The organism is Streptomyces sp. NBC_00078 (assembly GCF_026343335.1).
In the GTDB taxonomy this organism is placed as follows: Bacteria; Actinomycetota; Actinomycetes; order Streptomycetales; family Streptomycetaceae; genus Streptomyces.
Genome location: NZ_JAPELX010000001.1, coordinates 8325700 through 8351489 on the forward strand (window position 1 = coordinate 8325700; position 25790 = coordinate 8351489).

24 protein-coding genes and 2 pseudogenes are annotated in these 25790 nt (G+C 71.4%); 7 read left to right on the forward strand and 19 right to left on the reverse strand.

Annotation, left to right across the window (positions count from 1 at the left end; all coding sequences use genetic code 11):
* Positions 1 to 116: 116 nt before the first annotated feature.
* Together OOK07_RS38695 and OOK07_RS38700 are read left to right on the forward strand one after the other, a co-directional pair.
* Positions 117 to 524 (forward strand): YciI family protein, encoded by a 408-nt coding sequence (locus tag OOK07_RS38695; protein WP_266801210.1) that lies wholly within the window; start codon positions 117 to 119, stop codon positions 522 to 524.
* Positions 525 to 532: 8 nt separating this feature from the next.
* Complete coding sequence (locus OOK07_RS38700) at positions 533 to 1678, forward strand: RNA polymerase sigma factor (RefSeq protein ID WP_266802232.1); 1146 nt, start codon at positions 533 to 535, stop codon at positions 1676 to 1678.
* 40 nt (positions 1679 to 1718) lie between these two features.
* On the opposite strand, the gene OOK07_RS38705 is transcribed toward OOK07_RS38700, so the two are convergent.
* From OOK07_RS38705 to OOK07_RS38715, 3 genes and pseudogenes are all read right to left on the reverse strand, one after another.
* Positions 1719 to 2711, reverse strand: coding sequence for an LLM class flavin-dependent oxidoreductase (locus OOK07_RS38705; RefSeq protein WP_266801212.1), 993 nt, complete (start codon positions 2709 to 2711; stop codon positions 1719 to 1721).
* A gap of 93 nt (positions 2712 to 2804) precedes the next feature.
* Positions 2805 to 3227: pseudogene (locus OOK07_RS38710) on the reverse strand ((2Fe-2S) ferredoxin domain-containing protein).
* Positions 3228 to 3349: 122 nt separating this feature from the next.
* Entirely contained in the window at positions 3350 to 4585 is a 1236-nt protein-coding gene (locus OOK07_RS38715; RefSeq protein WP_266801214.1) for a glycosyltransferase, read from the reverse strand.
* Between the two features lie 268 nt (positions 4586 to 4853).
* Between OOK07_RS38715 and OOK07_RS38720 the strand changes: the two genes are divergently transcribed.
* Complete coding sequence (locus tag OOK07_RS38720; RefSeq protein WP_266801216.1) at positions 4854 to 5345, forward strand: phosphatase domain-containing protein; 492 nt, start codon at positions 4854 to 4856, stop codon at positions 5343 to 5345.
* Positions 5346 to 5375: 30 nt separating this feature from the next.
* Here OOK07_RS38720 and OOK07_RS38725 read toward each other — a convergent pair whose 3' ends face one another.
* Complete coding sequence (locus OOK07_RS38725) at positions 5376 to 5591, reverse strand: dodecin (protein ID WP_266801218.1); 216 nt, start codon at positions 5589 to 5591, stop codon at positions 5376 to 5378.
* Positions 5592 to 6089: 498 nt separating this feature from the next.
* Here OOK07_RS38725 and OOK07_RS38730 point away from each other — a divergent pair, with 498 nt between their 5' ends.
* On the forward strand, positions 6090 to 7382 hold the full coding sequence (locus OOK07_RS38730) for an extracellular solute-binding protein (protein WP_406313051.1): 1293 nt from the start codon (positions 6090 to 6092) through the stop codon (positions 7380 to 7382).
* Between the two features lie 101 nt (positions 7383 to 7483).
* Here OOK07_RS38730 and OOK07_RS38735 read toward each other — a convergent pair whose 3' ends face one another.
* The gene (locus OOK07_RS38735) at positions 7484 to 8179 is read right to left on the reverse strand and encodes a polysaccharide deacetylase family protein (protein WP_266801222.1); all 696 of its coding nucleotides are present in this window, start codon (positions 8177 to 8179) and stop codon (positions 7484 to 7486) included.
* Positions 8176 to 8850, reverse strand: a complete 675-nt coding sequence (gene xynA, locus OOK07_RS38740) for an endo-1,4-beta-xylanase XynA (protein ID WP_266801224.1) — start codon at positions 8848 to 8850, stop codon at positions 8176 to 8178. Before xynA ends, OOK07_RS38735 begins: the two co-directional genes overlap by 4 nt.
* A gap of 348 nt (positions 8851 to 9198) precedes the next feature.
* Between xynA and OOK07_RS38745 the strand changes: the two genes are divergently transcribed.
* Positions 9199 to 10824: a serine/threonine-protein kinase gene (locus tag OOK07_RS38745; protein ID WP_266801226.1), complete on the forward strand. Its 1626-nt coding sequence runs from the start codon at positions 9199 to 9201 to the stop codon at positions 10822 to 10824.
* Between the two features lie 183 nt (positions 10825 to 11007).
* Positions 11008 to 11901, forward strand: coding sequence for an alpha/beta hydrolase (locus tag OOK07_RS38750; RefSeq protein WP_266801228.1), 894 nt, complete (start codon positions 11008 to 11010; stop codon positions 11899 to 11901).
* A gap of 106 nt (positions 11902 to 12007) precedes the next feature.
* On the opposite strand, the gene egtD is transcribed toward OOK07_RS38750, so the two are convergent.
* The 4 genes from egtD to egtA are packed head-to-tail and all read right to left on the reverse strand — an operon-like array spanning position 12008 to position 16498.
* Positions 12008 to 12970 (reverse strand): L-histidine N(alpha)-methyltransferase, encoded by a 963-nt coding sequence (gene egtD, locus OOK07_RS38755; protein WP_266801231.1) that lies wholly within the window; start codon positions 12968 to 12970, stop codon positions 12008 to 12010.
* Positions 12967 to 13770: an ergothioneine biosynthesis protein EgtC gene (egtC, locus tag OOK07_RS38760; protein ID WP_266801234.1), complete on the reverse strand. Its 804-nt coding sequence runs from the start codon at positions 13768 to 13770 to the stop codon at positions 12967 to 12969. The genes egtD and egtC overlap by 4 nt, the downstream gene beginning before the upstream one ends.
* On the reverse strand, positions 13770 to 15089 hold the full coding sequence (gene egtB / locus OOK07_RS38765) for an ergothioneine biosynthesis protein EgtB (RefSeq protein ID WP_406313417.1): 1320 nt from the start codon (positions 15087 to 15089) through the stop codon (positions 13770 to 13772). Before egtB ends, egtC begins: the two co-directional genes overlap by 1 nt.
* Positions 15090 to 15145: 56 nt before the next feature.
* A complete protein-coding gene (gene egtA, locus OOK07_RS38770; protein ID WP_266801240.1) occupies positions 15146 to 16498 on the reverse strand; it encodes an ergothioneine biosynthesis glutamate--cysteine ligase EgtA in 1353 nt (450 codons plus the stop codon).
* 288 nt (positions 16499 to 16786) lie between these two features.
* On the opposite strand from egtA, the pseudogene OOK07_RS38775 reads away from it, so the two are divergent.
* A pseudogene (locus OOK07_RS38775) lies at positions 16787 to 17610 on the forward strand (TIGR02452 family protein).
* A 167-nt stretch (positions 17611 to 17777) separates the two neighbouring features.
* Here OOK07_RS38775 and OOK07_RS38780 read toward each other — a convergent pair.
* The 9 genes from OOK07_RS38780 to OOK07_RS38820 form a co-directional block, all read right to left on the reverse strand.
* Positions 17778 to 18176, reverse strand: coding sequence for a cupin domain-containing protein (locus OOK07_RS38780; RefSeq protein WP_266801243.1), 399 nt, complete (start codon positions 18174 to 18176; stop codon positions 17778 to 17780).
* 82 nt (positions 18177 to 18258) lie between these two features.
* Positions 18259 to 18705, reverse strand: coding sequence for a type II toxin-antitoxin system PemK/MazF family toxin (locus tag OOK07_RS38785; protein ID WP_266801246.1), 447 nt, complete (start codon positions 18703 to 18705; stop codon positions 18259 to 18261).
* 21 nt (positions 18706 to 18726) lie between these two features.
* Complete coding sequence (locus OOK07_RS38790; protein WP_266801248.1) at positions 18727 to 18936, reverse strand: antitoxin; 210 nt, start codon at positions 18934 to 18936, stop codon at positions 18727 to 18729.
* Between the two features lie 167 nt (positions 18937 to 19103).
* Positions 19104 to 20591 (reverse strand): flotillin family protein, encoded by a 1488-nt coding sequence (locus OOK07_RS38795; RefSeq protein ID WP_266801250.1) that lies wholly within the window; start codon positions 20589 to 20591, stop codon positions 19104 to 19106.
* 132 nt (positions 20592 to 20723) lie between these two features.
* Entirely contained in the window at positions 20724 to 20942 is a 219-nt protein-coding gene (locus OOK07_RS38800; RefSeq protein WP_266801252.1) for an NfeD C-terminal domain-containing protein, read from the reverse strand.
* Between the two features lie 26 nt (positions 20943 to 20968).
* Positions 20969 to 22393 (reverse strand): amidase, encoded by a 1425-nt coding sequence (locus OOK07_RS38805; RefSeq protein ID WP_266801254.1) that lies wholly within the window; start codon positions 22391 to 22393, stop codon positions 20969 to 20971.
* Between the two features lie 95 nt (positions 22394 to 22488).
* The gene (locus OOK07_RS38810; RefSeq protein ID WP_266801256.1) at positions 22489 to 23511 is read right to left on the reverse strand and encodes a TolB family protein; all 1023 of its coding nucleotides are present in this window, start codon (positions 23509 to 23511) and stop codon (positions 22489 to 22491) included.
* A gap of 32 nt (positions 23512 to 23543) precedes the next feature.
* Positions 23544 to 24839, reverse strand: coding sequence for an MFS transporter (locus tag OOK07_RS38815; RefSeq protein ID WP_266801258.1), 1296 nt, complete (start codon positions 24837 to 24839; stop codon positions 23544 to 23546).
* A gap of 24 nt (positions 24840 to 24863) precedes the next feature.
* A complete protein-coding gene (locus OOK07_RS38820; RefSeq protein ID WP_266801260.1) occupies positions 24864 to 25778 on the reverse strand; it encodes a glycosyltransferase family 2 protein in 915 nt (304 codons plus the stop codon).
* Between the last annotated feature and the right edge of the window lie 12 nt (positions 25779 to 25790).

A 25790-nucleotide genomic window follows, 5' to 3' on the forward strand; every position in this document is an offset into this window, starting at 1 on the left:
CCGCGTGGACCGGAACCTGAGAAAATCTTGGGCGGCGATGTCGAGAACCCGGGACGGGCTCCGTCCCCGAGGCGAACGCGACCACAATGGGCGCACCAGTACCGAGGAGAACGACGATGGCCAAGTACCTGCTGCTCAAGCACTACCGCGGCGCTCCGGCGTCGGCCAACGACGTGCCCATGGACCAGTGGACGCCGGAGGAGATCTCGGCCCACGTGCAGTACATGCAGGACTTCGCGGCGCGGCTGGAGGAGACCGGCGAGTTCATCGAAAGCCAGGGACTGACCCCCGGGGGAACGTTCGTCCGGTACGACGGTGAGGGGCGACCGCCCGTCACCGACGGCCCGTTCGCCGAGACCAAGGACCTCATCGCCGGCTGGATGGTGATCGACGTCGACACCTACGAGCGCGCACTCGAACTGGCCGGGGAACTGTCGGCCGCCCCCGGCGCGGGCGGCAAGCCGATCCACGAGTGGCTCGAACTGCGCCCGTTCATGACCGCACATTGCACCATCACGGAGTGACCTCACCGATGAACGAGGCCCTGCTGAGGAGCCTCACACCGAGCGTGCTCGCCGTCCTCGTCCGCCGGGGAGCCGACTTCGCGGCGGCCGAGGACGCCGTGCAGGACGCGCTCGTCGAAGCGGTCCGCGTGTGGCCGGTCGACCCGCCGCGGGATGCGAAGGGCTGGCTGGTCACCGTGGCGTGGCGCAAGTTCCTGGACGCGACGAGGGCGGACGCCGCCCGCCGCCGGCGTGAGGACCGTGTCGACGAGGAGCCGGTGCCCGGGCCCGCGCCCGCGGTGGACGACACACTGCAGCTCTACTTCCTGTGCGCCCACCCGTCGCTGACGCCGTCGTCCGCGGTGGCCCTCACGCTGCGCGCCGTCGGCGGGCTGACCACCCGCCAGATCGCCCAGGCCTACCTGGTGCCGGAGGCGACCATGGCGCAGCGCATCAGCCGCGCCAAGCGCACCGTCTCCGGCGTGCGCTTCGACCGGCCCCGCGACGTCGCCACCGTGCTGCGGGTCCTCTACCTGGTCTTCAACGAGGGCTACTCCGGCGACGTCGACCTTGCCGCCGAGGCCATCCGGCTCACCCGTCAGCTCGCGGCCGTGATCGACCACCCCGAAGTGGCGGGGCTGCTCGCTCTGATGCTGCTCCACCACGCCCGGCGCGCCTCCCGGACGGCGCCCGACGGAAGCCTGGTGCCACTGGCCGAGCAGGAGCGCGGCCGGTGGGACACCGAGTCGATCGCCGAAGGGGTCGAGATCCTGCAGGCGGCCCTCGCCCGTGACCGGCTGGGTGAGTTCCAGGCCCAGGCCGCGATCGCAGCCCTGCACGCCGACGCCCGCACCGCCGAGGAGACCGACTGGGTGCAGATCGTCGAGTGGTACGACGAGCTCGCGCGCCTGACCGACAGTCCCGTCGTCCGGCTCAACCGCGCGGTGGCCGTCGGTGAGGCGGACGGACCGCGCGCCGGGCTGGCGGCACTCAAGGAGCTGGACGAGTCACTGCCCCGCCACGCCGCGGTGGCGGCCCACCTCCACGAACGCGAGGGTGACCTGGCCACGGCGGCGCGGCTGTACACCGAGGCGGCCCACAAGGCACCCAACCTCGCCGAACGCGACTACCTGACCCGGCAGGCCGCCCGGCTCAACGCCCGCCGACGGCACTGACGGGCCGGGCACGGCCCCGGGGCGCCGCCTCCGACGGTGATCACCACAGCCGGGCGAGACGCCGGTACGAGTCCAGCAGGGCCTCGCGGTCGTAGGTGCTGGTGGTGACCAGTACCTCCTGCGCCCCCGTCTCCTTCAGCACCGTCTCCAGTTCGTGCGCGACCTGCTCCTCGGTGCCGGCGAGGTGGCCGGTGAGCCCGGCGTCGTAGAAGCCGCGTTCCCGCTCGGTCATCGTGAGGTGCTCGACGCGCTCGGCGGGCGGCAGGGGCGGGAAGGCGCCGTGGGTGCGGGAGTGGGCCATCGACCAGGCCTCCGGGATCAGAAGCCGCCGGGCCTCCTCGGGGCCGTCGGCCACGACGATCGTGCCGGAGATGACGATGTACGGCTCGGGAGCCCAGGGCGAAGGGCGGAAGTGGGCCCGGTAGTGGTCGATGCCGCGCTGCATCTTCTCCCGGTTGCGCAGGTCGCCGATCACCATCGGCAGGCCCGCGCGGGCGGCGATCTCGGCGCCCTCCCCCATGGCCAGCACGAACGGCGGCACCGTCAGGCCCTCCGCCGGCCGCGCATGCACCCCCGTCGGCGAGGTGCCGCCGAACCAGCCGAGCAGCTCCTGCAACTGCCCGGCGAAGTCGTCCGCGTCGTCCTTGTCGCGCCCCAGCGCCCTGCGCACCCCGCCGGTGAAGCCGACCGACCGGCCGAGACCCATGTCGATGCGCCCCGGGAAGAGGGACTCCAGCACCCCGAACTGCTCGGCCACGACCAGCGGTTGGTGGTTGGGCAGCATCACACCGCCCGTGCCGACCCGGATCGTCCGCGTCGCGCCCGCGACGGCGGCGGCGAGCACGGTCGGCGCGGATCCGGCGACCCCGGGCACCCCGTGATGCTCGGAGACCCAGAACCGGTGGTAGCCGGCGTCCTCCAGCTCCTGTGCCAGCCGTACGGTGTCGCGCAGCGCCTCGGCGTCGGTGTGGCCCTCGCGGGTGCGCGAGCGGTCGAGGACGGAGAAGCGGGTCGAGGCGATCGCGGAGCTCATGGAAGGTTCAACACCTGGGAGCCCGCAGGATTCCTCACCGCCCGATGTCGTGGTGGGGGCTGAACGGATCCCCAGAAGAAAATGGCGAGAGGTTCATCGACGACTCCGCACGCGTGCGTCCCGCGGTGGCCGGATGAACTGCAGCTCCAGTGTCACCGGTGGCTCGGCGACACCCGGCCCGCCCGCCGCCGCTCAGCCGGCGATCTCCTCCGTGCAGTCGTCGTCCATGGCGAACCCGACCCAGGTGGCCCGGCCGCCGGCCCTGCGCCCCGCGGCCGAGGGCTGGACGACGACGACGTTCGCCTGGTCGCAGGGGCCCAGGCAGTCCGTCGTACGGACCTGGAAACCGTGCTCGGCCGCCAAGGCGCGCAGCCGGTCCAGCTGCCAGACGTGGTCGGTGCCCGGGTGCTTGCGCGGATCGCCGCAGCAGCAGCCCCGGCACACGACGAGCGTGCAGGGGCGCTGCTGGGCTGCGCCGATCAGGGTGTGGCGGGGGGAGGGAAGGGCGGATGGCATGGCCCAAGCATGATCCATACGCCCGCTGCCCGATGCCACCGGGTGGAGCCCGCCGGACGTGTGGCTCGTACTGTGCTCCAAGTGCCGTCCGGAACAGGCGAGTTGCCCGTCGGCGCCGGTGTTCAGGCGGACATGGAGGGTCCTTCCCGGCCCGCCACCTCGAAGAGCATCTTCGCGGCGACCGTCGTCCCGTCGGTGCGGATCGTGCCGGCCACGGCCTCCGCCCGTGCCCGGGTTGCGGAGGCCAGGGCGGTGGCGAGCGCGGCCGACAGGGACTCGACGGTCGGCGTCGGGCCGTCGTGTGCCGCGCCGATGCCCAGCGCGGCGACCCTGGCAGCCCAGGACGGCTGGTCCGCGATCTGCGGAACCACCACCTGAGGCGCGCCGGCCCTGGCGGCCGCGGTCGTCGTGCCCGCGCCGCCGTGGTGCATGACGGCGGCCACCCGCGCGAACAGCGCCTGATGGTTGACCTCGCCGACCACGAAGCAGTCGTCCCGGTCGTCGACCAGAGCCAGGCCGGCCCAGCCGCGGGCGAGCAGGACGCGGCGGCCGTGCTCACGAACCGCCTCGACGGCCACCCGCGCGAGGTCCTTCGAGAGGTGCAGGGCCATGCTGCCGAAGCCCACGTACACCGGCGGAGCACCGGCGTTCAGGAACGCCTCCAGCTCCTGCGGGAGCGGACGTTCGTCCGGCAGGAACCATGCCCCCATCTGCACGATGTCGAGATGCGAGATGTCCTGCCACGGGCCCAGGACCGGATCCGCCGCCAGCCACGGCCGGCCGGTGAAGGTGTGGTCCCGGACGCTCTGCAGCGGTGGCAGGCCGATCGCCGCCCGACGGGTGTTCTCCGCCTCGCCGTACAACGCGTTCACACGCTGGTCGTCCTGCTCCCACAGCACCTTGAGGTCGCTCTCCTCCTGCGGCGACGGCGTGCCCGGGCGCGCCCCCGGACGGAGGTGCGGCGACGGCAGCCCGAACGGATGGAAACACGCGTACACGTAGGGGATGCCCAGCTTCTCCGCCACCGAGCGGGCGCCGGCCGGCATCAACCCTGTCGCCACCAGCACGTCGCATCCCTCGGCTGCCGCGGTGAGCGTGTCGAACCGTGCGGCGACCAGCTCGGGCGCGAGCCGGAACGCGTCCGCCGCGGACGGCGGCCTCGTGCCCGTCACCACCGAGCGCACCGTCGGGCCGAGCGGCACCAGCGGCACACCGGCACGGTCCAGCAGCGCCACGAACTCCTCGTCCGGAGGCGCGCACACCCGTACCTCCGCGCCGAGTTCCCGCAGCCGCACGGCGAGTCCCGCCAGCGGTTCGACATCCCCGCGCGATCCCCACGTCGACAACAGCACACGCATGGTTGGTCCCCATTTCCGCAGGTCCTGGCTTCGGCCGCCCATCCTGCGGCACCCCCCGGGTCTTGCCGCAAGCCCCCCGGTGCGCTATACGTTGAAGAGGGCAAGGAGATGGGTCTCATGGACCTCCCTGCCGCTTCTTCTGCCGCCTTGTCGTCGGCCGTCTCGTGGCCGGCTGTCTCGTCGAGGCAGACGCCCCCGCCGAACTCACCGCGGCCCTCCCCGCCTTCCTTCGGCACCCCCGCTGATCGCCGGTGTCTAGGGTGGGCGTGTGACCGACAGCAGCAAACGCCCGCTAGCCGTGTTCGATCTGGACAACACGCTCGCCGACACGGCGCACCGACAGCGGTTCCTGGAGCGCAAGCCGCGCGACTGGGACGCGTTCTTCGCCGCCGCACCTCACGACCCGCCGATCCCGGAGGGCATCTCGCTGGCGCTGGAGAGCGCGAAGGAGTGCGAGGTCGTCTATCTCACCGGCAGGCCCGAGCGCTGCCGGAGCGACACGCTCGACTGGCTCACCGCACAGGGACTGCCCGACGGGCGGGTGTACATGCGGCGCAACGACGACCGCAGGCCGGCCCGCCGCACCAAGCTGGAGATCCTGCGCCGTCTCGCCCGTACCCGGGACATCCGCGTGCTCGTGGACGACGACGAGTTGGTGTGCGAGGACGCGCAACGGGCCGGCTTCACCGTCGTACGGGCACGCTGGACGGCCCCGTCCGCCGCGCTGGAGGCCGCGCAGGAGGGGGAGGGGCGGACCTGAGGCCCCGGCCGGGGTTCTGCGGCCGGCCCGTCAGTCCGACTCGTCCAGCCGGAAGCCCACCTTCAGGCCGACCTGCCAGTGCGCGATCTGCCCCTCCTCGATCTGGCCCCTGACCTGGGTCACCTCGAACCAGTCCAGATTGCGCAGAGTCTGCGAGGCGCGGGTGACGCCGTTGCGGATGGCCTGGTCGACACTGTCGGGCGAGGTGCCGACGATCTCGGTGACCCGGTAGGTGTGGTTCGGCATGCGGGTGCTCCTCTCCGCCGTGACACCTGCGTCACGCGTCACTCCACCGTGCCCCAAGGCGCGGCCGAGCGCGACACGTCGGGGCCTTGACGGTGCTTGCGCTTGCGCCGCGCATGCCGTCGGGAGACGGGCCCCTTGGTCTGCGGCGGGCGGGCGTCCTCTTCGTGGCCGGGCGGTGGGGTCCGGGTCGTCGATGCCGAGCGGACCGTACGGCACACACTCTTCCCGGTCGTCGACATCCCGCATGCCGTCGAACAGAGCCTGCCCGGCCGCGGACTGCGCACGGACGGTCCGAACCGGGCGCCGCCCCGCCTCCGCGGGCGGTGCGCGGTGCACGCTCCCCGGCCGGAGCGGAACTTGTGGCACGCGTCACCCCGTGCGCCCCAACCTGGGCCGGAGCGCGAGATGTCCGGGGTGCCGCGCGGGTGCCCCTTGACCTCCCGCATTGGTCCATACCAAAATCCGGCACACCCGTACGAGCCGTGTGCTCGTCCCCCCATGTCGGGCCCCTTCCCCTGTCCGCCAGACAGAACAGGACCCCTCGTGAGACGTCGTCGCCTCCTCGCCCTCAGTTCCGTCGGCCTCGTCAGCGCATGCGGACTCGGACCCGGCGGTTCCGGCCGGCGTACCGTCACCGCCTGGCTGATGAAGGACAGCGCCTCGCAGGGCTTCCTGCGCCGCTTCACCGAGGCGTTCGAACGCGACCATCCGAACCTCCGGCTGGACATCCGTATCCAGCAGTGGACCGGCATCGGCCAGAAGGTGCAGCACGCGCTGGACGCCGATTCCGGGGGCGGTCCCGACGTCATCGAGGTGGGCAACACCCAGGTGCCGCAGTACGTGGAAGGGGGCCGGCTGCTCGACCTGACCCTGGAGTCGTCACTGCGCTGGGGGAGCGAGCACTGGCTGCCCGGTCTCGCCGAGCCGGGACAGTTCCTCTCCCACCAGTACGGCATTCCCTGGTACGCGGCCAACCGGGTCGTCATCTACCGCAAGGACCTGTTCGCGCAGGCCGGCATCAAGGCGTTGCCCCGTACCCGCGCGGAGTGGCTCACCGTCACCGAGACCCTCAACTCCGGTGGGAACCAGGGTATTTACCTGGCCGGGCAGGACTGGTACACGCTCGCCGGCTTCATCTGGGACGAGGGCGGCGATCTGGCGGACGACGGAGACGGCTGGCGCGGCACACTGGACACCCCGGCCGCCCAGCGAGGCATGGACTTCTACCGCCGCCTGCACGCTCTCGGCGACGGACCGCCCCGCGCGGACGAGGAACACCCGCCCCAGGCAGGCGTGTTCGCCGCGGGAAAGGTGGCGCAGATCGTGGCGGTCCCGGGGCTCGCCCGCACCGTCCTCCAGCAGAACCCCGATCTCAAGGACACCTTGGGCTTCTTCCCCGTGCCCGGCCGGACCGCCGCCCACCCCGGAGCGGTGTTCACCGGAGGTTCCGATCTCGTCGTACCGAACAACACCCGCGAACGGGACGGCGCCGTCGCCCTGGTCGGCGCACTCACCGGCGCCAAGTGGGACACGGAGCTGGCCCGCACCATGAACTACGTCCCCAACAAGAGGTCCCTCGCCGGGGCGGTGGACGGCGAGGAGGGCGTCGCGGCCATGGCGGCCGGGGCCGCGGAGGGCCGGGCGACGCCCAGTACGCCTCAGTGGGGTGCCGTCGAGGCGGACAACCCGATCAAGGACTACATGACACGAGTGCTCACCGGGGCCGACCCGGCGACGGAGGCCCGCAGGGCGTCCCGGCGTATCACCGAGGTCCTGAACAGGCTGAACTGAATGCCTGGCGCGGCGGTCGCAAGGGCGCCGCGCCAGGCTGCTGCGGCCGGTCGGATGTGCCCGGCCGCCTGTGCGGGGACGTTCCGTTCAGGACCGGCGGTTCACGCTCGCGTCGGGGCCACGGCGCGGCCCGTCTGCGGGGAGATCGGGCCGGCGCACAGATTGCGGGCGCTCAGCCCCTGCGCGATGCGGGGGATCGCGGCGACCGTGTTGGCGGGCCAGTCGTGCATGAGGATGACCTGGCCGTTGGTGAGCCGCCCGGCGGCCGCCACGATCGCGTCGGTGGAGGCGCCGTTCCAGTCCTGCGAGTCCACGTTCCAGATGATCTCGGTGAGTCCGTACCTGGCCTCGACCGCTTTCACCGTCGCGTTGGTCTCGCCGTACGGCGGGCGGAACAGTTTCGGTGTACCGCCCCCGGCGCTCGCGATGGCCTGCTGGGTCCGGGAGATCTCCGAGTCGATCTGGGCCTGGCCGAGCTGGGTGAGATGCGGGTGGGTGTAGCTGTGGTTTCCGACCCACATACCGGCGGCGACCTGGGCCCTCACCTGGGCCGGGTAGGCGGCGGCGTACTGGCCCTCGTTGAACATGGTGGCCCGCAGCCCGTTCTGCTTCAGCGCGTTGAGCAGGGCGGGTGTGTTGCCGGAGGGGCCGTCGTCGAAGGTGAGGCCGACGTATCCGCCGCAGGTGGCGGCCTGCGCGGTGGTGGCGTGCCCGAGGAAGCTCCCCGCTGCGGCCAGCGCGACGACAGCCAGGGTCGTCGACAGGCAACGTAACGGGACACTGGACGCGGCACTCATCCGGCCACCGTGATGGTGGAGCTTCCGCTGCTCTGGTATCCCTCGGTCGCCATGATCATGTAGTACTTGAAGCTGCCGAGGTTCATCCCGGAGCGGGCCCATGCGTCGAAGTGGTTGCCGGTGGTGATGGTGCCGCCCGTCCGCTTCGACTGCCGCACGCTCCAGTACTGGTTGAAGGTCCTGTTGCCTTCGACGGACGGGGCGTTGTACCGCGTCGTCTGGTAGATGTCGTACGTCCCGCCGTCGCTGCTGACGGAGCCCTTGTACGTTCCCGTCGGCCGGTAGGTGCCCCAGTTGTCGACGATGTAGTACTCGACGAGCGGGTTCGACGTCCATCCGTACAGCGACAGGTAGGCGTTCCCGGACGGGTTGAAGCTGCCCGAGTAGGACACGTTCCTTCGGGCGCCGTTGCTCCAGCCCTTGCCGGCGACGAAGTTCCCGGTGTTCCTCCAGTTGGTGCTGTAGTTGCCGCCGGAGTTCAGGGTCATGGAGACCGTGCCCTGCGCGTCCGTCCAGAACGAGTAGTAGAAGCCGTTGTTGGTGCCGGTCTGGTTCGTGGTGATGACCGTGGCGGCGTGAGCGGTGCCGGGGAGTGCCAGCGCCGACGCCGTGCCCAGCAGCAGGCCGCAGGCGGCCCGGCGGCTCATCGGGTGTGCGGGTGTGAGGTCCATGAGCGGGGTTTCCTCCTCGTGGTGCGAGGGCGGGTATTGGTCCGACAGTGTTGGCCTGTCCCCGTCAAGCGTCAATAGTTTCGGCACTGATCGCGAAACATTCGGCTTGGCCAAGACCCCTGGCAGATGCTCAAAGTGCCTCTCTACCAGGCAAGTTGCTGGACACATTCGAAGAGGATGACTTGGCCCGTCCGGAAGAGATCGCGAGGTGAAGAACGAATCTCCGAATGTTTCGATGCAATTTCCGGACGGCGGGTTTTGGCCTCTCACGCCCCGGGGCAGCCGATACGCTGAAGGACAGCCGTGAACCGGGGGCGGGGCTGGGGGGCGGGGGCCATGGATCCACGGATGCAGTTGCCGGTGGGTGGATACGTCTGCGAGCGCGAGCTCGGCCGGGGCGGGCAGGGTGTGGTGTGGCTCGCCCGGGACCGGGCGGGGCGGCAGGTCGTGGTGAAGTTCCTGCTGCCGGGCAAGGAGTACGACGAGGTCGCGCTGGCCCGCGTACGCCGGGAGTTCGGTGCGGCGAGCCGGGTCGGTGAGCTGGCCACCGCCCGGGTCCTGGACGCCGACCTGACCGGACGCCACCCGTACATCGTCAGCGAGTTCGTCCCCGGCCCCACGATCCACCAGCATGTGGCCGCCGGTGGGCCGCTGCCCTCCGGGCGGCTGCAGTCCCTGGCGCTCGCCGTCGCGCACGCGTTGGCGCAGGTGCACCGGGTGAGTGTCGTGCACAGGGACATCAAACCGTCCAACATCCTGCTCTCCGCGGACGGACCGCGGATCATCGACTTCGGTATCGCCCGCGACGACCGGCTGCTCGAATCGGCGCTCACGACACCGGGCAGTGTGCTCGGCTCACCCGCGTACATGTCGCCCGAGCAGGTCAAGTCGCTTCGGGTCACCAGCGCCTCCGATGTGTTCTCCCTCGGCGGCACGCTGTACTTCGCCGCCACGGGGCGGCATCCCTTCGAGGGAGAGAGCGATTACGAAGTGCTCGTCGCGGTCTGCGAGCGCGACGCGGATCTCACGGGGGTGCCGGAGCCGGTCCGTTCGGTCATCGCCGAGTGCCTGCGCAAGGACCCGGCGGAACGTCCCACCGCCGCCCGGCTCGCCGCCCGGCTCGCCGGGGCGGTGGAGGCGGCGGAGGGCCGGGAGGCGCAGTCGGGTGCATCAGGCCCGCCGCAACCGCCACCGTCCGGGCGGGGGAGCGGCGGCGCCGGTCCCCGCCCCCGTACGAGCGCCAGGCAGCTGCGGCTGTGGGGGTTCGCGGCCGGCAGCGCGGCGGTGGCAGTGCTGCTGGCCGTCGTGCTCAGCCTCACCTCGGGGGGATCGCCGACGAAGGGCGGCGCGCAGGCTCATGACTCGGCCTCCCCGCCCCTCTCGTACACCGATGACCTGACCGACTCGGGCGACTGGCCGCACAAGGACCCGGCCCTCGGGAGGATCACGCACAAGGGCGGGACCATGCTGGTGGATCCCGGGACCGAACTGGAGGTGTGGCCGCAGGCACCCTTCGAACCGTCCTCCTTCGCGGTACGGCTGAGCACCCAGGTGGAGTGGTACGGGGGTGAGGGCGGGGTCGGACTGTGGTGCAACGGCTCGGGGGACTACGAAAAGGGTTCCCGCTGGGCGGCCTACCTGACTACCGATCAGGAGGCCCTGATCGTGCGCGAGTTCCGCTTCAAGGGGGCTTTCCAGCATGACCGGGTCGTCGAGGTCGACCTCGCGGACCTGGGTCTGAGGGTGGAGAACCGGCAGCTGGTCGACATGTCGATGACCTGTTCCTCCGCCGGTGAGAGCCGGATCAAGGTGGAGCTGGCCGTCGACGGCACCCGGGTCGCCTCGTACACCGGAGCCGCCTTCGGCGAGCGGGGCTGCGGCGTGGCCGCCTTCCACTACAGCGCGACCGACCCGAAGGGCACGGCCTTCCACGCGGGCTTCGAGCGCTTCACCGCGTCCGAGCCGTCGGCGTGACGGCAGTGCGCTGACGCCGCACTGGCGACGGACCGACTGCACACCGGCAGCGCGAGCCGCTCGCCCGGCTCCTCCGGCGGCGACGAACCGGAACCTGGCCCTCGGGGGTATTGCGCGATCGGAGACGAGCATCCATCATCAGGAATCCTGTTACTTTAATCTTTAAGCGATAGGTGCCCTGCCATGCCACTCAGCCCCCGAATCCAGGCCAGAGCGGTCCAGCTCCTCCTGGGCCGCATGATGAGCCGCGTGCACAAGGATCTCCGCTTCACCGACATCCCGAAGCGAACCGAGTCCCTGCGGGTGGAGACCGGAGCCGGACCGGTGGCCTGTACCGTCTACCGCCCGCCGGTCACCACGGCGGCCCCCGCCCCCGTCTACATCAACTTCCACGGCGGCGGTTTCGTGCTGGCTCGCCCCGAGCAGGACGACCACATCTGCCGCTACATAGCCGCCACGGCCGGCTGTGTCGTCATCAACGTGGACTACGCCGTCGCCCCCAAGCGACCGTTCCCCGCGCCCGTCACCCAGGCGTACGACCTCACCGCGTGGGTCGCCGCGAACGGCGCCGCAGGCGACTGGGACGGTTCGCGACTCGCCGTGGGCGGACACAGCGCCGGGGCCAACCTGACCGCCGCGGTCTGCCGCATGGCGCGAGAGCGAGGCACGTTCTCGCCCAGGCTGCAGATCATCGACTCGGCGCCGCTCGACCAGGTCGCCGATCCCGCGACCAAGCAGTCCCTCATCGCCAAGCCGCTGCTCACACCCCAGATCATGCGGATCTTCACCGGCGCCTACGTGCCGGATCCTGCCGACCGCGCCGATCCCCTCGTCTCGCCCGGACTGGCCGACGACCTCGCCGGACTCCCTCCCGCCCTGGTCATCACCGCGGAGAACGACCGCCTGCGCGACGAGGGCGACGCCTACGCCAAGGCGCTGGAGGCGGCAGGCGTTCCGGTCACCCACCGTGTCTTCGAGGGCGTCGACCACTACTTCACCCACACCGGGCCGGTGCCGGCCGGGAAGGAGGCCATCGATCTGATGGCCACCACCCTGCGCGCCGCACTGAGCGGCTGACACCCGGCACGCCGAGGACATCAAGCGCCGGTGTCATCGCCCGCCGGCACCTGATGTCCTGCAACGTCACCTACCTGTCCGGGCTGGGCCGGCACTGCCCCGACGGTCACCGCACCACGCTCAGCGACAACGCGAACCGGCTCTCCTCATCTGTGCACCAGTGGGCCAACTCCAGCCCGGCCGCGGACAGTTCGGCGCGTACGCGCTCCTTGCGGAACTTCGCCGAGATCTCGGTGCGCAGGTCCTCGCCCTCGGTGAAGTCGACGGCGAGTTCGAGTGCCGGAACCTTCACGGTCTGCGCGGTGCGGGACCTGAGGCGCATCTCGATCCACTCGTTGCCGGCGTCCCAGAGTGCGACGTGGTCGAAGGCGCCGGCATCGAAGTCGGCGCCCAGCTCGCGGTTGACGACGGTCAGGACGTTCTTGTTGAAGGCCGCCGTCACTCCGGCCGCGTCGTCGTACGCGCGGACCAGGACCTTCTCGTCCTTGACCAGGTCCGTGCCGAGGAGCAGCGCGTCGCCGGGGGACAGGAGGGAGCGGACCGAGGCGAAGAACGCGGCCCGTTCGGACGGGAGCAGGTTGCCGATCGTGCCGCCGAGGAAGGCGATCAGCCGGGGGCCCTGCGTGTCCGGCAGCGTCACACTCGCCGTGAAGTCGGCGATCAGTGCGTGGACCTGGAGGCCGGGGCGCTCGGCGATCAGGGCGTGCCCGGCCTGTGTGAGCGCGCTGTCGCTGACGTCGACCGGGACATAGGTGTGCAGTCCGGTCAGCGCGTCGAGCAGGTACCTGGTCTTCTCGGAGGAGCCCGAGCCGAGTTCGATCAGGGTGCGCGCGTGGGTCGCCTCGGCGATCTCGGCGGAGCGGGCGATGAGGATCTCCCGCTCCGCGCGCGTCGGGTAGTACTCGTCGAGTTCGGTGATCTGCTCGAACAGGTCGCTGCCATGGGCGTCGTAGAACCATTTCGGCGGCAGTGTCTTGGGTGTGCCGCTGAGGCCCTGCTGGACGTCGGCGCGCAGCGCGGCTTCCGTGGCGTCCTCGGGCAGGGTGCGGGTGAGAAGGAACGGGCTCACGTAAGGGGCTCCTTCGGCAGTGCGGGTGCCAAGGCGTCGCTCGGCTCTTTGAGAGGCTCCTTGAGAGGGGTGAGCAGCACGTCCGTGCGGCTCGCCGCGAGCAGTGTGCGGTCGGGGACCTCCTGCCAGTGCGGGTCGTCGTCGTAGGGCTCGGAGGCGACGACGGTGCCGCGGCCGGGCCGGGACAGGTACCAGAGGGTGTCGCCCCAGGTGGTCGCGGTGATCGTCTCGCCGTTGGTGAGCAGCAGGTTGAGCCGGGAGCCGGGGGCCGCCTCGGCGACCTCCACCACCGTGTCGGCCAGCGCCTGCCCCTCGTCGTCGCCGCCGCGCAGCCGCGCAAGGACCAGCGCCCACACGAGCGCCGAGTCGTTGCGGGCCTCCAGCGACAGCACGTCGACGGCGGGCAGAGTCGCCACCAGGGGGGCGAGCGAACCCGGCCATCCCTTCACGGCGCCGTTATGGCTGAACAGCCAGGGCCCCGCGGCGTACGGTGCCGCGGCGGCCTCCGCGTCGGCGCCCGACAGGGTCGCGTCGCGTACGGCGGCGAGTACGGCGCCCGAGCGCACGACGCGGGCCAGATCGGCGAAGGACAGGTCCGCCCAGATGGGCCCGGCGCGGCGGTAGCGCGCCGGCACCGGGTCACCCTCGGCGTACCAGCCCACCCCGAAACCATCGGCGTTGACCGTCCCGTACCGCTGCCGCCGAGGTGCCCACGACTGCCGGTACAGGGCGTGCGCGGGCTCCACGAGGAGGCTGCCGAGCGGCTCCTGCGAACCCAGATACGCCAGGTGACGACACATCAGATGTCTCCCGCGGACCGGGCGGTGCGGAACCCGGAGAAGATCTGCCGCCGGATCGGGTAGTCCCAGTTGCGGAACGTTCCCCGGCAGGCCACCGCGTCCACGGCGAACGAGCCGCCGCGCAGCACCTTGTACTCGGGCCCGAAGAACACCTCCGAGTACTCCTTGTACGGGAACGCCTGGAATCCCGGGTAGGGCTGGAGGTCGCTCGACGTCCATTCCCACACGTCGCCGATCAACTGGCGTACGCCGAGCGGTGATTCGCCCTTCGGGTAGCTGCCGGCCGGGGCCGGGCGCAGATGCCGCTGGCCGAGGTTGGCGTGCTCCGGCGCCGGGTCGGCGTCGCCCCACGGGTAGCGCATCGAGCGCCCGCTCGCCGGGTCGTGGCGGGCGGCCTTCTCCCACTCGGCCTCGGTGGGCAGCCTGCACCCGGCCCAGCGGGCGTACGCGTCGGCCTCGTACCAGCACACGTGCAGCACGGGCTCGTCGGACGGCACGACCTCGGTGACGCCGAAGCGGCGCCGCAGCCACTGCTTGCCGTCACGGCGCCAGAACAACGGGGCGTGGATGGAGTGCCGGCGGATGTGCGCCCAGCCCTCGTCCGTCCACCAGCGCTCGTTGTCGTAGCCGCCGTCGTCGATGAACGCCTGGTACGCGCCGTTCGTCACCGGCGTCGTGTCGATGTGGAAGGACGCCACCTCGCGCCGGTGTGCCGGGCGTTCGTTGTCCAGCGCCCACGGCTCACTGGAGGTGCCCATGGTGAACGGGCCGCCGGGGACGAGGACTTCGACAGGTCCGCCGGCCAGCGGCGCCGGTTCCGGGTCCGGGGCGGTGAGGGCCTGGGGGCCCCTGCGGAGCTGATGGGTGATCAGCATCGTCTCGTCGTGCTGCTGTTCGTGCTGCGCGATCATTCCGAAGGCGAAGCCCGCCTCCGTCAGCCGCGTGCCGTGGAAGTCGGCGTTCTCCAGCAGGTCCATCACCCGCCCGCGCACGTCCGCCGCATAGGTGCGGGCCTCGGCGGGCGGCAGCAGGGGCAGCGAGGGCCGCTCGGAGCGCGGGTGCTCGAAGGCGTCGTAGAGGCCGTCGATCTCGGGCCGCATCGCCTCCCGTCCGGCGACCGCCCGCAGCAGCCACAGCTCCTCCTGGTTGCCGATGTGGGCCAGGTCCCACACCAGCGGAGACATCAGGGGCGAGTGCTGTGCGGTCAGGTCGGGCCCTTCGACACAGCTGGTCAGGAGGGTGGTGCGGGCGCGGGCGGTGGTGAGCGTCGTCAGTGCCCGCTGACGGAGTGCTTCCGCGTCGATGAAGGTGTCATCCATGACGGTGCCGTCCCTGACCGTGTCGTTCATGGAGGATTCGTCGATGGCGGGGTCGCTCATGTGCGCAGGTCCTTCCCGTGCGGCTTGGGGGTCCCTCCGGTCGGGCGAAGCCGGGACTGGGGGAGGTCCGTGCCGTGCATCCGGTCCAGCAGGTCGTCGGCGGGGCATCGGCCCTGGATGACATAGCGGTCCAGATACGCCGCCACGGCGTCCGTGACCGGTGCGGTGGCTCCGAGCCGCGGCAGGGCGTCGAGCGCCGCCGTGAAGCACACGACGGCTGCCTCCTGCAGCTCGGGGTCGGCCAGGCCGTACCGGGCCGCGTCGGTCCACAGCGGATTGTGCGGCGCCGGCAGCCCGAGCGCCCGCTCGGCCAGCGGCTTCACGGTGCGATACGCGGTCTCCGCGGCCTCCGGATCGTCGAACAGCGCCGTCGCCACGGCGAGCGGGACGATCCAGCCGTCGTCGCCGGGCTGCGCGTCGATCATGCGCAGTTCCAGGAAACCGCGTGGCCTGACCGGCGGGAACAGCGTCGTGATGTGGTAGTCGAGGTCCTCGCGGGTGGGCGGCCTGGGCGCCTGCGACCTGGTCCACTCCCGGAAGGTGAGCCCCTGCGGGACGTCCCAGGGCCCGTCGCCCCGTCGTACGCACATCACCGGCGAGTCCATGACGTGCCGCGCCCAGGAACGGCGTGGGTCGCCGTTCAGCGGGGGCGCGCCCGCCCGGGCGGCGCCTATCTCCATCCACAGCAGCTGGCGAGTCGAGCGCCAGCCGGTGGGCTCCCCTCCGGCCAGCGGGGAGTTGGCGAAGGCGGCCACCAGGACTGCTCCCACCTGGTGCGACAGCCACCAGCGCCGCCCGTGGCCGAGCGGGCCTGGCTCCTCGTATCCGGCGTCCAGGCAGACCTGGACGGAGGCCGAGGTGCACATCATGCGGCGACCGGCCGGACCGGTGCGGTCGAGGCAGGCCTCCAGGGCGTCGTAGCGCGGTTCGTGCAGGAACCGGCGTGGTGGATGCCAGGGGTCGTGGCCGAAGCCGACGAGGCCGAGATCATGCTCGCGCAGTGCTGCGCGGACGGCGTCGAGGTCGGCGGAAACGGTACCGATGCACTCCATCAGGGAGGTGGCGGGCGACGAGCTGAGTTCCAGCTGGCCGCCGGGCTCGGTGGTGAGCGCCGACCTCAGGGGCACGGACCGCAGCGAAGCGTAGGCCGCTTCGAGCCGTTCGGGTGTGACGGGGAGCTGCGGGGTGCGCAGCTCGTGGACGAGCCATTCCACTTCGACCCCGACATTGCGGGGTGGGCCGGTCTTGAAACAGATGCCCCGGACCAGTGCCTCCACCTCGGGTGAGGTGAGGGGGGTGCGGGGCTCCGTACAGTCGCTCGCCGGAGCGATGCTCGGCGTATCGGACATGGTGGGAACCTCCTGAGATTCGGCCGTGCCGCCGGCCGGTCCGTCAGGAGCCCGGACGGCAGCACTCGTCTACCCAAGACCCTCCCGCCGTATCGCACAAGGGTGCGCATCGGCACGTTCCGGCTCGGTAATCTCCTCGTTCCGAGCGTTTGCTGCGGATTTCCTGGGCGTTCGCGGACGCGGAAAACTCTGTTGCATCGCGTGTCCAGCATCGCCCAGGATCGGTGCATGAGCACGACGGGGGAGCGCGCGGGGGCGCGCGACCATGGCGCACACGGGGGTGGCGCCATGAGCGCGCGCCTGCGTGGCCTCGCACGGCAGACGGAGCAGATCGTGGCGGCCGGGACGTATCGCGCGTCCGACGGGCGCGAGGTGTCGATCACCACGGCGGTCGAGGCGGCCCGGGTCGGCACGCGCATACACGGGCCGGCCCCCCTGCGGATACCGGCGACCGCCTACGTCGACACGTTCTTCGAGGTCACGGGCGAGAGCAGCCTGGAGGCCGCGCGCCGGCTCGGTGACCGTACGGCGGTACTGAACTTCGCCTCGGCCCGCAATCCGGGCGGCGGGTTCATGAACGGCGCGCAGGCCCAGGAGAGGCACTGTGCCGCGCCTCCGCGCTCTACCGGTGTCTTCTTGAAGCCCTGGAGTTCTACGACCACCACCGCGCACACCGTGACCCGTTCTACACGGACCGTGTCATCCACTCACCCGCGGTGCCCGTCTTCCGCGACGACCGCGGCCGCCTGCTCGACGAACCCTGCACGGCGGGCTTTCTGACCGCCGCCGCTCCGAACGCGGGAGTGATCAGACGTACGGCGCCGGAGCGTGCCGGCGAACTCCCGAAGGCCCTGGCCGTCCGCGCCGAGCGGGTGCTGGAGACGGCCGCGGCCCATGGCTACCCCAGGCTGGTGCTGGGCGCCTGGGGCTGCGGAGTCTTCCATAACGAGCCGGAGCAGGTGGCGGGCGCCTTCCGTGCGCTGCTCGGTCCGGGCGGTCGCTTCTCCCGCACCTTCGAGCACGTGGTGTTCGGAATCCTGGACCGCACGACGGGCAACACGGTCCGCGGGGCGTTCGCAGGAGCGTTTCCGGAGCGTCAACTCCAGCCGTAGGGCCGCGGCGTCGGCCTCCTGAGCGTGCCTGCATTCACTCGGCTGCCGGGCGGAGAGGCCCCCGCGGACGGGGGGAAGCCGCGGGGGACTCTCGCACAGGAAGAGGGAGGAAAGGCGGCCCGAGTTCCCGGCGAGTCATTGTTCTTGCTCCGGCCTCGGCTCCGGCTTCAGGGGGCGCGGCCGATCTGCATGCCGGGGCGGCGGCGGTGGACCGTCAGGTAGGCGAGGCCCTCGGCGCCCGCGGTGATGCTGCGGGTGGAGCCGTGGGGGAGCCAGAGCAGGGTGCCCGTGGTGAGGGACTGCTGCTCGTCCCCTGGGGTGCCGCCGAGGACGCCGTCGCCCGAGACGACGAGCAGCAGCACGTCCAGGTGCGTTTCCACGTGCGGGGCGATATGGCGGCCCGGTGCCAACCGGACGACATTGGCGTCGAGTTGGCGTCCGCTCTCGGCGAGCTTCCACAGCACGCCGACATCATCGGCGGCCCCGGCCACGGCGCCGGTGTCGCACAGGATGCGCGCGGTCGCCGCCTCCGGTTCCTCACCGGTGGGTGTGCCGGCCTCGGTCATCGGCCTTCCTCCCGCGCTCGTGCGACGCCGCTCGCTCCTCGCTCTTCAGACCATTTCAGCCGGCCGGGCCCCGGCCGTCCGGTCAGTTCCACCCGTAACGCTCGTGCAGCCGGTGCCGCACCAGGTTGAACCGTCCCTGGTCCAGGGCACAGGCCTCCCGGCGCATGCCGTCCTCGTGCAGCCGCAGGACCCGGTCCACGTCGACCCAGGAGTCACGCCCTGACCGGTCCCACGGGCCGCTGCCGATCGCCACCCACTCCCGGTCGTCGTCGTGCCGCTTGCTGGACAACTGGACGGCGAGCAGGGTGCCGGCGGCCTCGCGGGCGACGACGAGGACGGGACGGTCCTTGCCACGGCCGTCGTTCTCCTCGAAGGGCACCCACGTCCATACGATCTCGCCGGGATCCGGGTCGCCGTCGTGCGCGGGGGAGTACTCGGTGCGCACCTTGCCGACCTCGCGGGGGTGGGCCTCGGTGGTGGCGGTGGGCCCGAAGCGGCCCGGGACGTTCTCATCGGTAAACGCAGTCACGCAGGCACCATAGAGGAACCGTCAGCCGGCGGAGTCCCTGCCCTCGTCGCCCAGGCGCTCGACCACGTCCCTGGCCTTCTCCACGCCGGTGTCGATCTGCTCGCTGTACTTCCCGTCCGTCTTGTCGTCGACGAGATCGCCCGCCTTCTCCATCCCGTCACCGATGGCCTCGCCGTGTTCCTCGGCGATGTCCTCCGCCTTGTCCTTGAGGTTCTTGAGGTTCTCGAACATCAGGGCCTCCCTGCTCGGAGCCGCGCGCAACCGCGCGCCGTGCGCAACCGCGCACAGAGGCGATGCTTCCCCTGCGGAACACCGCCGGGCAAGAGGGCGCGCGAAGCACACCGGGGCACACGGACGCCGGGAGCCCCCGAGACCGAGGGCCCCCGGCTGCCGTCCGGTTACACGTCCTTCTCCACCGGCACCTTCTGCGACAGCGGTGCCGCGATCCCGTTCAAGGACGGCGAAGTCCCGTTCGGGGTGGGTGCGTTCTGGTTCATCGAAGCCAGCAGCTGGCGGGCCAGGCCGAGGCCGGTACCGCCCATGGTGAGCGCCTTGGCGAGCATCTCGGCCATGCCGTCGGCACCGTTGAGCACCACCATGTTGTCGACGCTGCCGAACGCGGACGCGCCGGCCTTGACGATCTCCGGCCAGTTCTCCGCGAGTTGCTGGGCGACGACGGCCTCCTGGTTCTCGGCCAGGGCCGAGGCCCGTGCCTTGATGGCCTCCGCCTCGGCGAGGCCCTTGGCCTTGATGGCCTCCGCGTCCGCCAGGCCCCTCGCCTGAGCCGCGGCCGCCTCGGCCTCACCGGTGGCCCGGGTGGCAGCTGCCATGGCGGAGCCGCGCGACTTGGTCGCCTCGGCCTCGGCACTCGCGGCCGTCTTGACCCGGGTCGCCTCGGCCGCCGCCGCGAGCTCCGTCTCCTTCGCCTTGGCCTGCGCTGCCGAGATACGCGCGTCACGCTCGCCCTCGGCCAGCGTGCGCTTCTCGTAGGCCTTGGCGTCCGCGGGCTTGCGGACGTCCGCCTGGAGCTGCTGTTCCCGCCGGTGGGCCTCGAGTTCGGCGACCCGGGTCTCCTGGACCACGACCTCCTGCCGGGCCGCGGCGTCGGCGAGCGGACCGGCCTGGCGCGCCTTCGCGCCCGCCTTGTCACGCTCGGCCTGGTAGCCGGCCTGGAGGATCTCGCTGTCCCGGGTGGCCTGGGCCATCCGTGCGAACGACTGCTGTTCGGCCTCGGTGGCGAGACGGTTCGCCTCCGCCTGGGCGATCCGGGCGTCCCGCTGGACGGCCGCCGCGTGCGGCATCGCCAGATTCTGGATGTACCCGGTCGGGTCCTCGATCTCATGGATCTGCAGGGAGTCGACGATGAGCCCCAGCTTCTCCATCTCCGTGCCGCAGGCGGCCCGGGTCTGCCCGGTGAGTTTCTCCCGGTCGCGGATCATGTCCTCGACCGTCAACCCGCCCACGATGGACCGCAGATGACCTGCGAACACGTTGTGCACCCGCTCGGACATCAGCTTCTGCTGGTCGAGGAAGCGACGGGCCGCGTTGGCGATCGACACGTAGTCGTCGCCCACCTTGAAGATGACCACGCCCCGCACCTTGAGCGGAATGCCCTGGTGCGTCGCGCAGTCCACGTGGAGTTCGGTCTCGTTCAGGTCGAGCGACAGCTTGCGCACCGCCTGCACACCGGGCAGCACCAGCGTGCCGCGCCCGGTGACGATGCGGAATCCCATGCCCTCCCCGAGGCCCTCCGTCTTGTGCTTGGAGCCTGAGATGACCAGTGCCTCGTTGGGTTCCGCGACCCGCCACATCAGCTTGAACAGACCGATCAGAGCGAGAACGGCGGCGACCACCACTCCCGCAACGACGCCGACAATCATCGGCATACGCCCCCTTTGCATGGTGCCCTTTCGGCACCGAACGATGGGAGTGTGCTCCTCGGCGACCCCCGGGTGAAGGCGCTGACGAATCCTTGTCGTGTTCTTGACGCGGGGGCTCTCACCTGGCGCTGAACACGCTCAACTGTCGTACGCGGCCGTGACGTAGACCGTCCTTGGCGGCAGGTACTCCACCACCATCACCACCGTGCCCGGCTCGATCCGGACCGTCCCGGTGGCCGGATAGGCGAGGAAGTGCTCCGCCCCGCCCCGCACCCGGACGATCACCTCGCCGACGAGCCCGGGCCCGACCGTTCCGGTGACCCGCCCCATGAGCCCGACCATCGACGCATCGTCCATGGCCACAGGGTAAGTGCCGAACCGTCCTAGGCCGTAGGGAAGTCGGTGGCGATCTGCTGCGCGGGCCACGCCTCGTGCCAGCGCAGTTCGGCCTCCAGCTGCGCGGCCAGTGAGATCAACAGCGGTTCGCTGCCGGCCGGTCCGAGCAGTTGCGCCCCGACGGGCAGCCCGCCGTCGACGAACCCGGCGGGGACGTTCACGCCGGGCCAGCCCAGCACGTTCCACGGCCAGGCGTACGGGCAGGCGGCGATCATCGCGCGGTCCGTGGCGAAGCCGCTCAGCTGCAGCATCGAGCCGATGCGCGGCGGGGGAGCGGCCGTCGTCGGCGCGAGGACCACGTCGTACGACGCGAAGAAGCCGCCGATGCGACGGTGCAGCACCGCCTCCGCCCGCCGTGCCGCCCTGAGCGGCACCCCGCCGAGCAGCCGGCCCAGCCGGGCGGCGCCGTGGGTGCGCCGGTCGAGCAGCGCGGGGAAGGGCGCCTCCTTGACGCGTTCGGCGAGGCCGGCCGTGGCACGAGGGATGAAGGTGAGCCCGATCTGGCCGTACGGCGGATCGGCTTCCTCCACGACGTGCCCCAACTCGCCCAGTTTCTCGGCGAGTTGGACCACCCGGGCGCGTACCTGCGGCTGGAGGCGTGCGGGCAGGGCGGTGAACGGCGGCTTGAGCGCGAGGGCGATACGCAGCCGGCCGGGCTCACGGCCGGCCGCTTCGGAGGCGTTGACGGCGGGGGGCCGGTGCGGGTCGTGCTCGTGGTTGCCACTCGCCGCGTCGAGGAGGAGAGCCGCGTCCGCGACCGTTCGGGCGAGGGTGCCGTTGACCGTGATGCCCTGGAAGGACTCGCCGCGCGGCCAGGTGGAGATGCGGCCGCGCTGCGGCTTGATGCCGATGAGGTGGGTCCAGGAGGCGGGGATGCGCACGGATCCGGCGCCGTCCGAACCGAGGGCGGCCGGCACGAGACCGGCGGCGACGGCGGCGGCCGACCCGCCGGACGAGCCGCCCGGGGTGTGTTCCTGGCTCCAGGGATTACGGGTCGCGCCGAACGCGGGCCCCTCGGTGAACGGCCACTGCCCGAACTCGCAGGTGTTGGTCTTGCCGACGATCACGGCGCCGGCCGCCCGCAACCGCCGGACGGCCTCGCTGTCTTCGGCGACCGGCGGGAACTGCCCGTCGCAGCCGAAGGCGGTCGGCTCACCGGCCACGTCCGTGTCGTCCTTGACCGCCACCGGGACGCCGAGCAGCGGCCTGCGCACCCCGGCCGCCAGTTCCTTGTCCGCCGCCTCGGCCTCGGCGAGGGCGGCCTCGGCCCGCACGAGGCGGAAGGCGTTGAGGGAGGGCTGCGTCGCCTCGATCCGCGCCAGCGTCTGTTCGACGAGCGCCTGGGAGGTGACAGTGCCGTCGGCCAGCGCACGGGCGGTCTCCAGCAAGCCTGCGGAACGGTCGGGCGTCATACGGCACACCTCCGGGACGGCAATGTCTACCGAACGGTAACGTCCGAAAGCGCTTCGCCGGAACGCCCCGCGGTGACCGGCAGCCGGATGGGCGTCTACAACGGCGCCGGGGAAGAAGCACCGGCGATGAGCAGACGGGGAGTTCCCGTGCCGTCCGCGGGCACGCTCCACAGGTCGCTGCGGCCGACCTTGCCTTCGGCCGGGAGGGCGTAGGCGACGGTGTGGTCGTCGAGCCAGGTGGCCTGGTCGTCGACGCTGTGGCGTTCGGCCAGCGCCGTCTCCTTGAGGGTCCTCAGGTCGAGGACGTACTCGTGCCAGAGGTCGGTGCGGGACAGGATCCGCTTCTTGAAGGCGACGCGGGTCCCGTCGGGGGACAGGGACGGACACTCCACGTTCTCGGCCAGGGTCGTGACCGTGTGCCGGGAGAGCGAACCCCGTACCAGGTAGGTCTTGTTGGAGGTGTTGAGGGTGGCGTAGAAGGTCTCGTCGTCTGAGGCGAAGGTGACACCCCAGAAGTTGATGTCCGATGCGTGGTAGGGCTTGCCGTCCCGGAGGACGGTGAAGGTCTCCAGGCTGGGAGTCAGCCGCATGGTGCGGGTGTCCAGGATCGAGGTGCGGGTGGAGAAGAAGGCCGAGGAATAGGACTCGCCGGAGACGAAGACGGTCCAGGCGACCAGGTTGCCGCTGGGTGAGACCCGGGCTCGGCTGGGGGTGCCCGCGAGCGGGAAGGTGTGCCGGGTGCGGAGGTTCGCGTCCACGAGCAGGGCACTGTTGCTCTGCTTGAGGACACCGGTGGTGGACTGGAGGCAGACGCCCGTGCCGGCGGCCGCGTAGAAACGTGCGCACTTCAGGTCCGAGGCGATGCGCCTGCCGCCGGGGCCGGTGGCGGGAACCGAGGCGACCGCTGTGCGGTGCGGACCGGCAGCCCCGTTCACAAAGACCAGGCGGCTCTTCTGATCGAGTGTCAACGTGCCCGCGCCGACCGCGGGTCCGCCCGCCTGTGGCTGGTTCGCGCGGTCCGCGCGGGCGGCGGCGTGCAGGACGACGCCGGTTCCCACGCCCGCGAGCACCAGGACCGCCGCGACGAGTACGAGCAGGCGGCGGCGCGTGGATGTCATCTGGATCCTTGTGGTTCTTGTCGCTGACGTGGTCATCGGGTTGTTTCGGCAGGTCGCAGCACGATGCTTGCGACGCCCGCGCAGCACAGCAGGCCGATCGCCGAGCCGGCCAGTGCCGGGCCGTCTCCCCACACCGTCCAGGCGGCGCCGAAGGCGAGCGAGCAGCAGAACCGGGCCAGCGCCTGGCTGGTGCCGACGAGGGCCAGACCGCTGGCGCGCAGACGGTCGGGCACGATGGCGGCGAGGGCGGCGGGGAGCACCCCGTCCGTGGCCGCGTAGAACGTGCCGTGCAGGGCGAGTACGGCGGCGGGCAGGGCCGGTGTGGCCGGGGCCCACAGGAGGAGGGCGTAACCGGCGAGCAGAACCGCGTGCCCGGTGAGGAACACGGTGCGGCGCCCGATCCGGTCGGCCAGGGCGCCGACGGGCACGGCCAGCAGCAGGAAGACGGCGGCGGTGCCGAGCGGCAGCAGCGGGAACCACTCCTCACCGATGCCCGCGCGCCGTTGCAGGAGAAGGTAGACGAAGGCGTCGCTGACGGTGGTCAGGCCGAGGAGTGCGGCGCACCCGGCGAGCGCCCGTAGTGGGGGCAGGCGCAGCAGCGCCAGCGCTTCGCGTACCCGGACGGGCTGCCTGCCGTCCGCCACAACGGCTTCGTCAACGGCTTCGTCAGCTGCCTCGTCCGTCTTCGGGGCGGGCTGTCTGCCCGGCACGAACAGCACCAGCACGAGCACACCGAGCACGGCGACGCATGCGCTCACGCCGAACACGGCGTCGTAGCCGTCCACGGCCGCGCGCAGGATGAGGAAGGCCGCGAGCGGGCCGAGCATCGCGCCGGTGGTGTCCATCGCGCGGTGCACGCCGAAGGCCCGGCCCTGCCTCGCGGCCGGAGCGGACAGGGAGATCATCGCGTCCCGCGGGGCGGTGCGCAGGCCCTTGCCGGTCCGGTCCAGGGCGAGGACCGTGCCGAGTGTGCCGATGCTGCCCGCGAGCAGGAGCAGCGGCTTGCACAGCGCGGACAGGCCGTAGCCGAGCCCCGCCATCAGCTTGTGGTTGCGCACCCGGTCGGCGAGGTGACCGCCGGTCAGCTGGACCAGTGCGCTGACGCCGTTGTAGACGCCGTCGAGGGTGCCGAATCCCAGCGGGCTGAAGCCGAGCGTGGTGACGAGGTAGAGCGGCAGGACGGCGGTGACCATTTCCGAGGATATGTCGGTGATCAGGCTGACCGTGCCCAGCACGAGGACGACCGGGGCGACCGTGCGCCCCGGTCCGCGTCTTCGGGCCGGGTCGGTGCCCGCCTTCACAGGCGCGGAACGGTCGGTGAGGTACAAGACGTGGCTCCTGGTGCGGTGGGATCAGTTCTGCCGGCTGCTCTCGTCCCGTAGCCAGGTGCCGAAGTCCTGTGCCCGGATGGCCTTTCTGGCTCCCCGCCGGGCGGCGACCGCTGCCGCGAGGAAGACCACGACGCTCGCGAGGAGCTTCGGCTCGCCGCGGACCAAGGCCGCGAGATCAGCCTTGCTCGTGCGCGTCGAGACTTCTTCCGGTTCTTGATGCCGATCGGCCGGTTCCTGATGTGGATCGGCCGGTTCCTGACGCTGCTCGGCCGGTGTCTGATGCTGTTCGACCTGGGCGGTGGACACCGCCGCCCGGATCCGCCGCTTGATCAAGTCCCGCCAGGTGCGCGGCGGTTGGATCACGACGCGGGCCGCGTCGACCACGAGCCGTTCCTTCGGGGCGAACGCCAGGGAGGCGGCCAGGTCGTCCGCCATCAGCGGCGGCAGTGCCGCGATCCGGGCGTGCCCGGCCTTGGAGACCGCGATGACGCCCCGGCCGAACAGCCCCTCGCGGACGGCGGGGAGCCGCCGCCACACCTGGTAGTAGGCGCGTACCCGCCAAGCGCAGGCGGCGAGCGGGATCTGCCGTTCGGGGGCGGTGGCGAGGATGCCCGAGGCCTCGTCCTGCAGCGGCTCGGCCAGCGCCCGCGCCCCGGCGCCCGTGATCACCACGTCGGCGTCCACGTAGAGACGGGGAAAGCCGCGCGCGTGGTCGTCACCCGCCCGCAGAGCGGCGTGCTTCGACGGGACGGGGATCTCCACCACCCGCACGCGTGGCCCACGGGCAGCCGCGACCCGCGCGGTGTCGTCCGTGCAGCCATTGCATACGACGAGGATGTCGGTGTCGTCCTCGGGTGCGGAATCAGCCAACAGTGAATCGAGGAGTCTGCCGAGGACAGGCGCCTCATTGTGGGCCGGGATCACGATGCTGGTCACGCGGGCAGTATG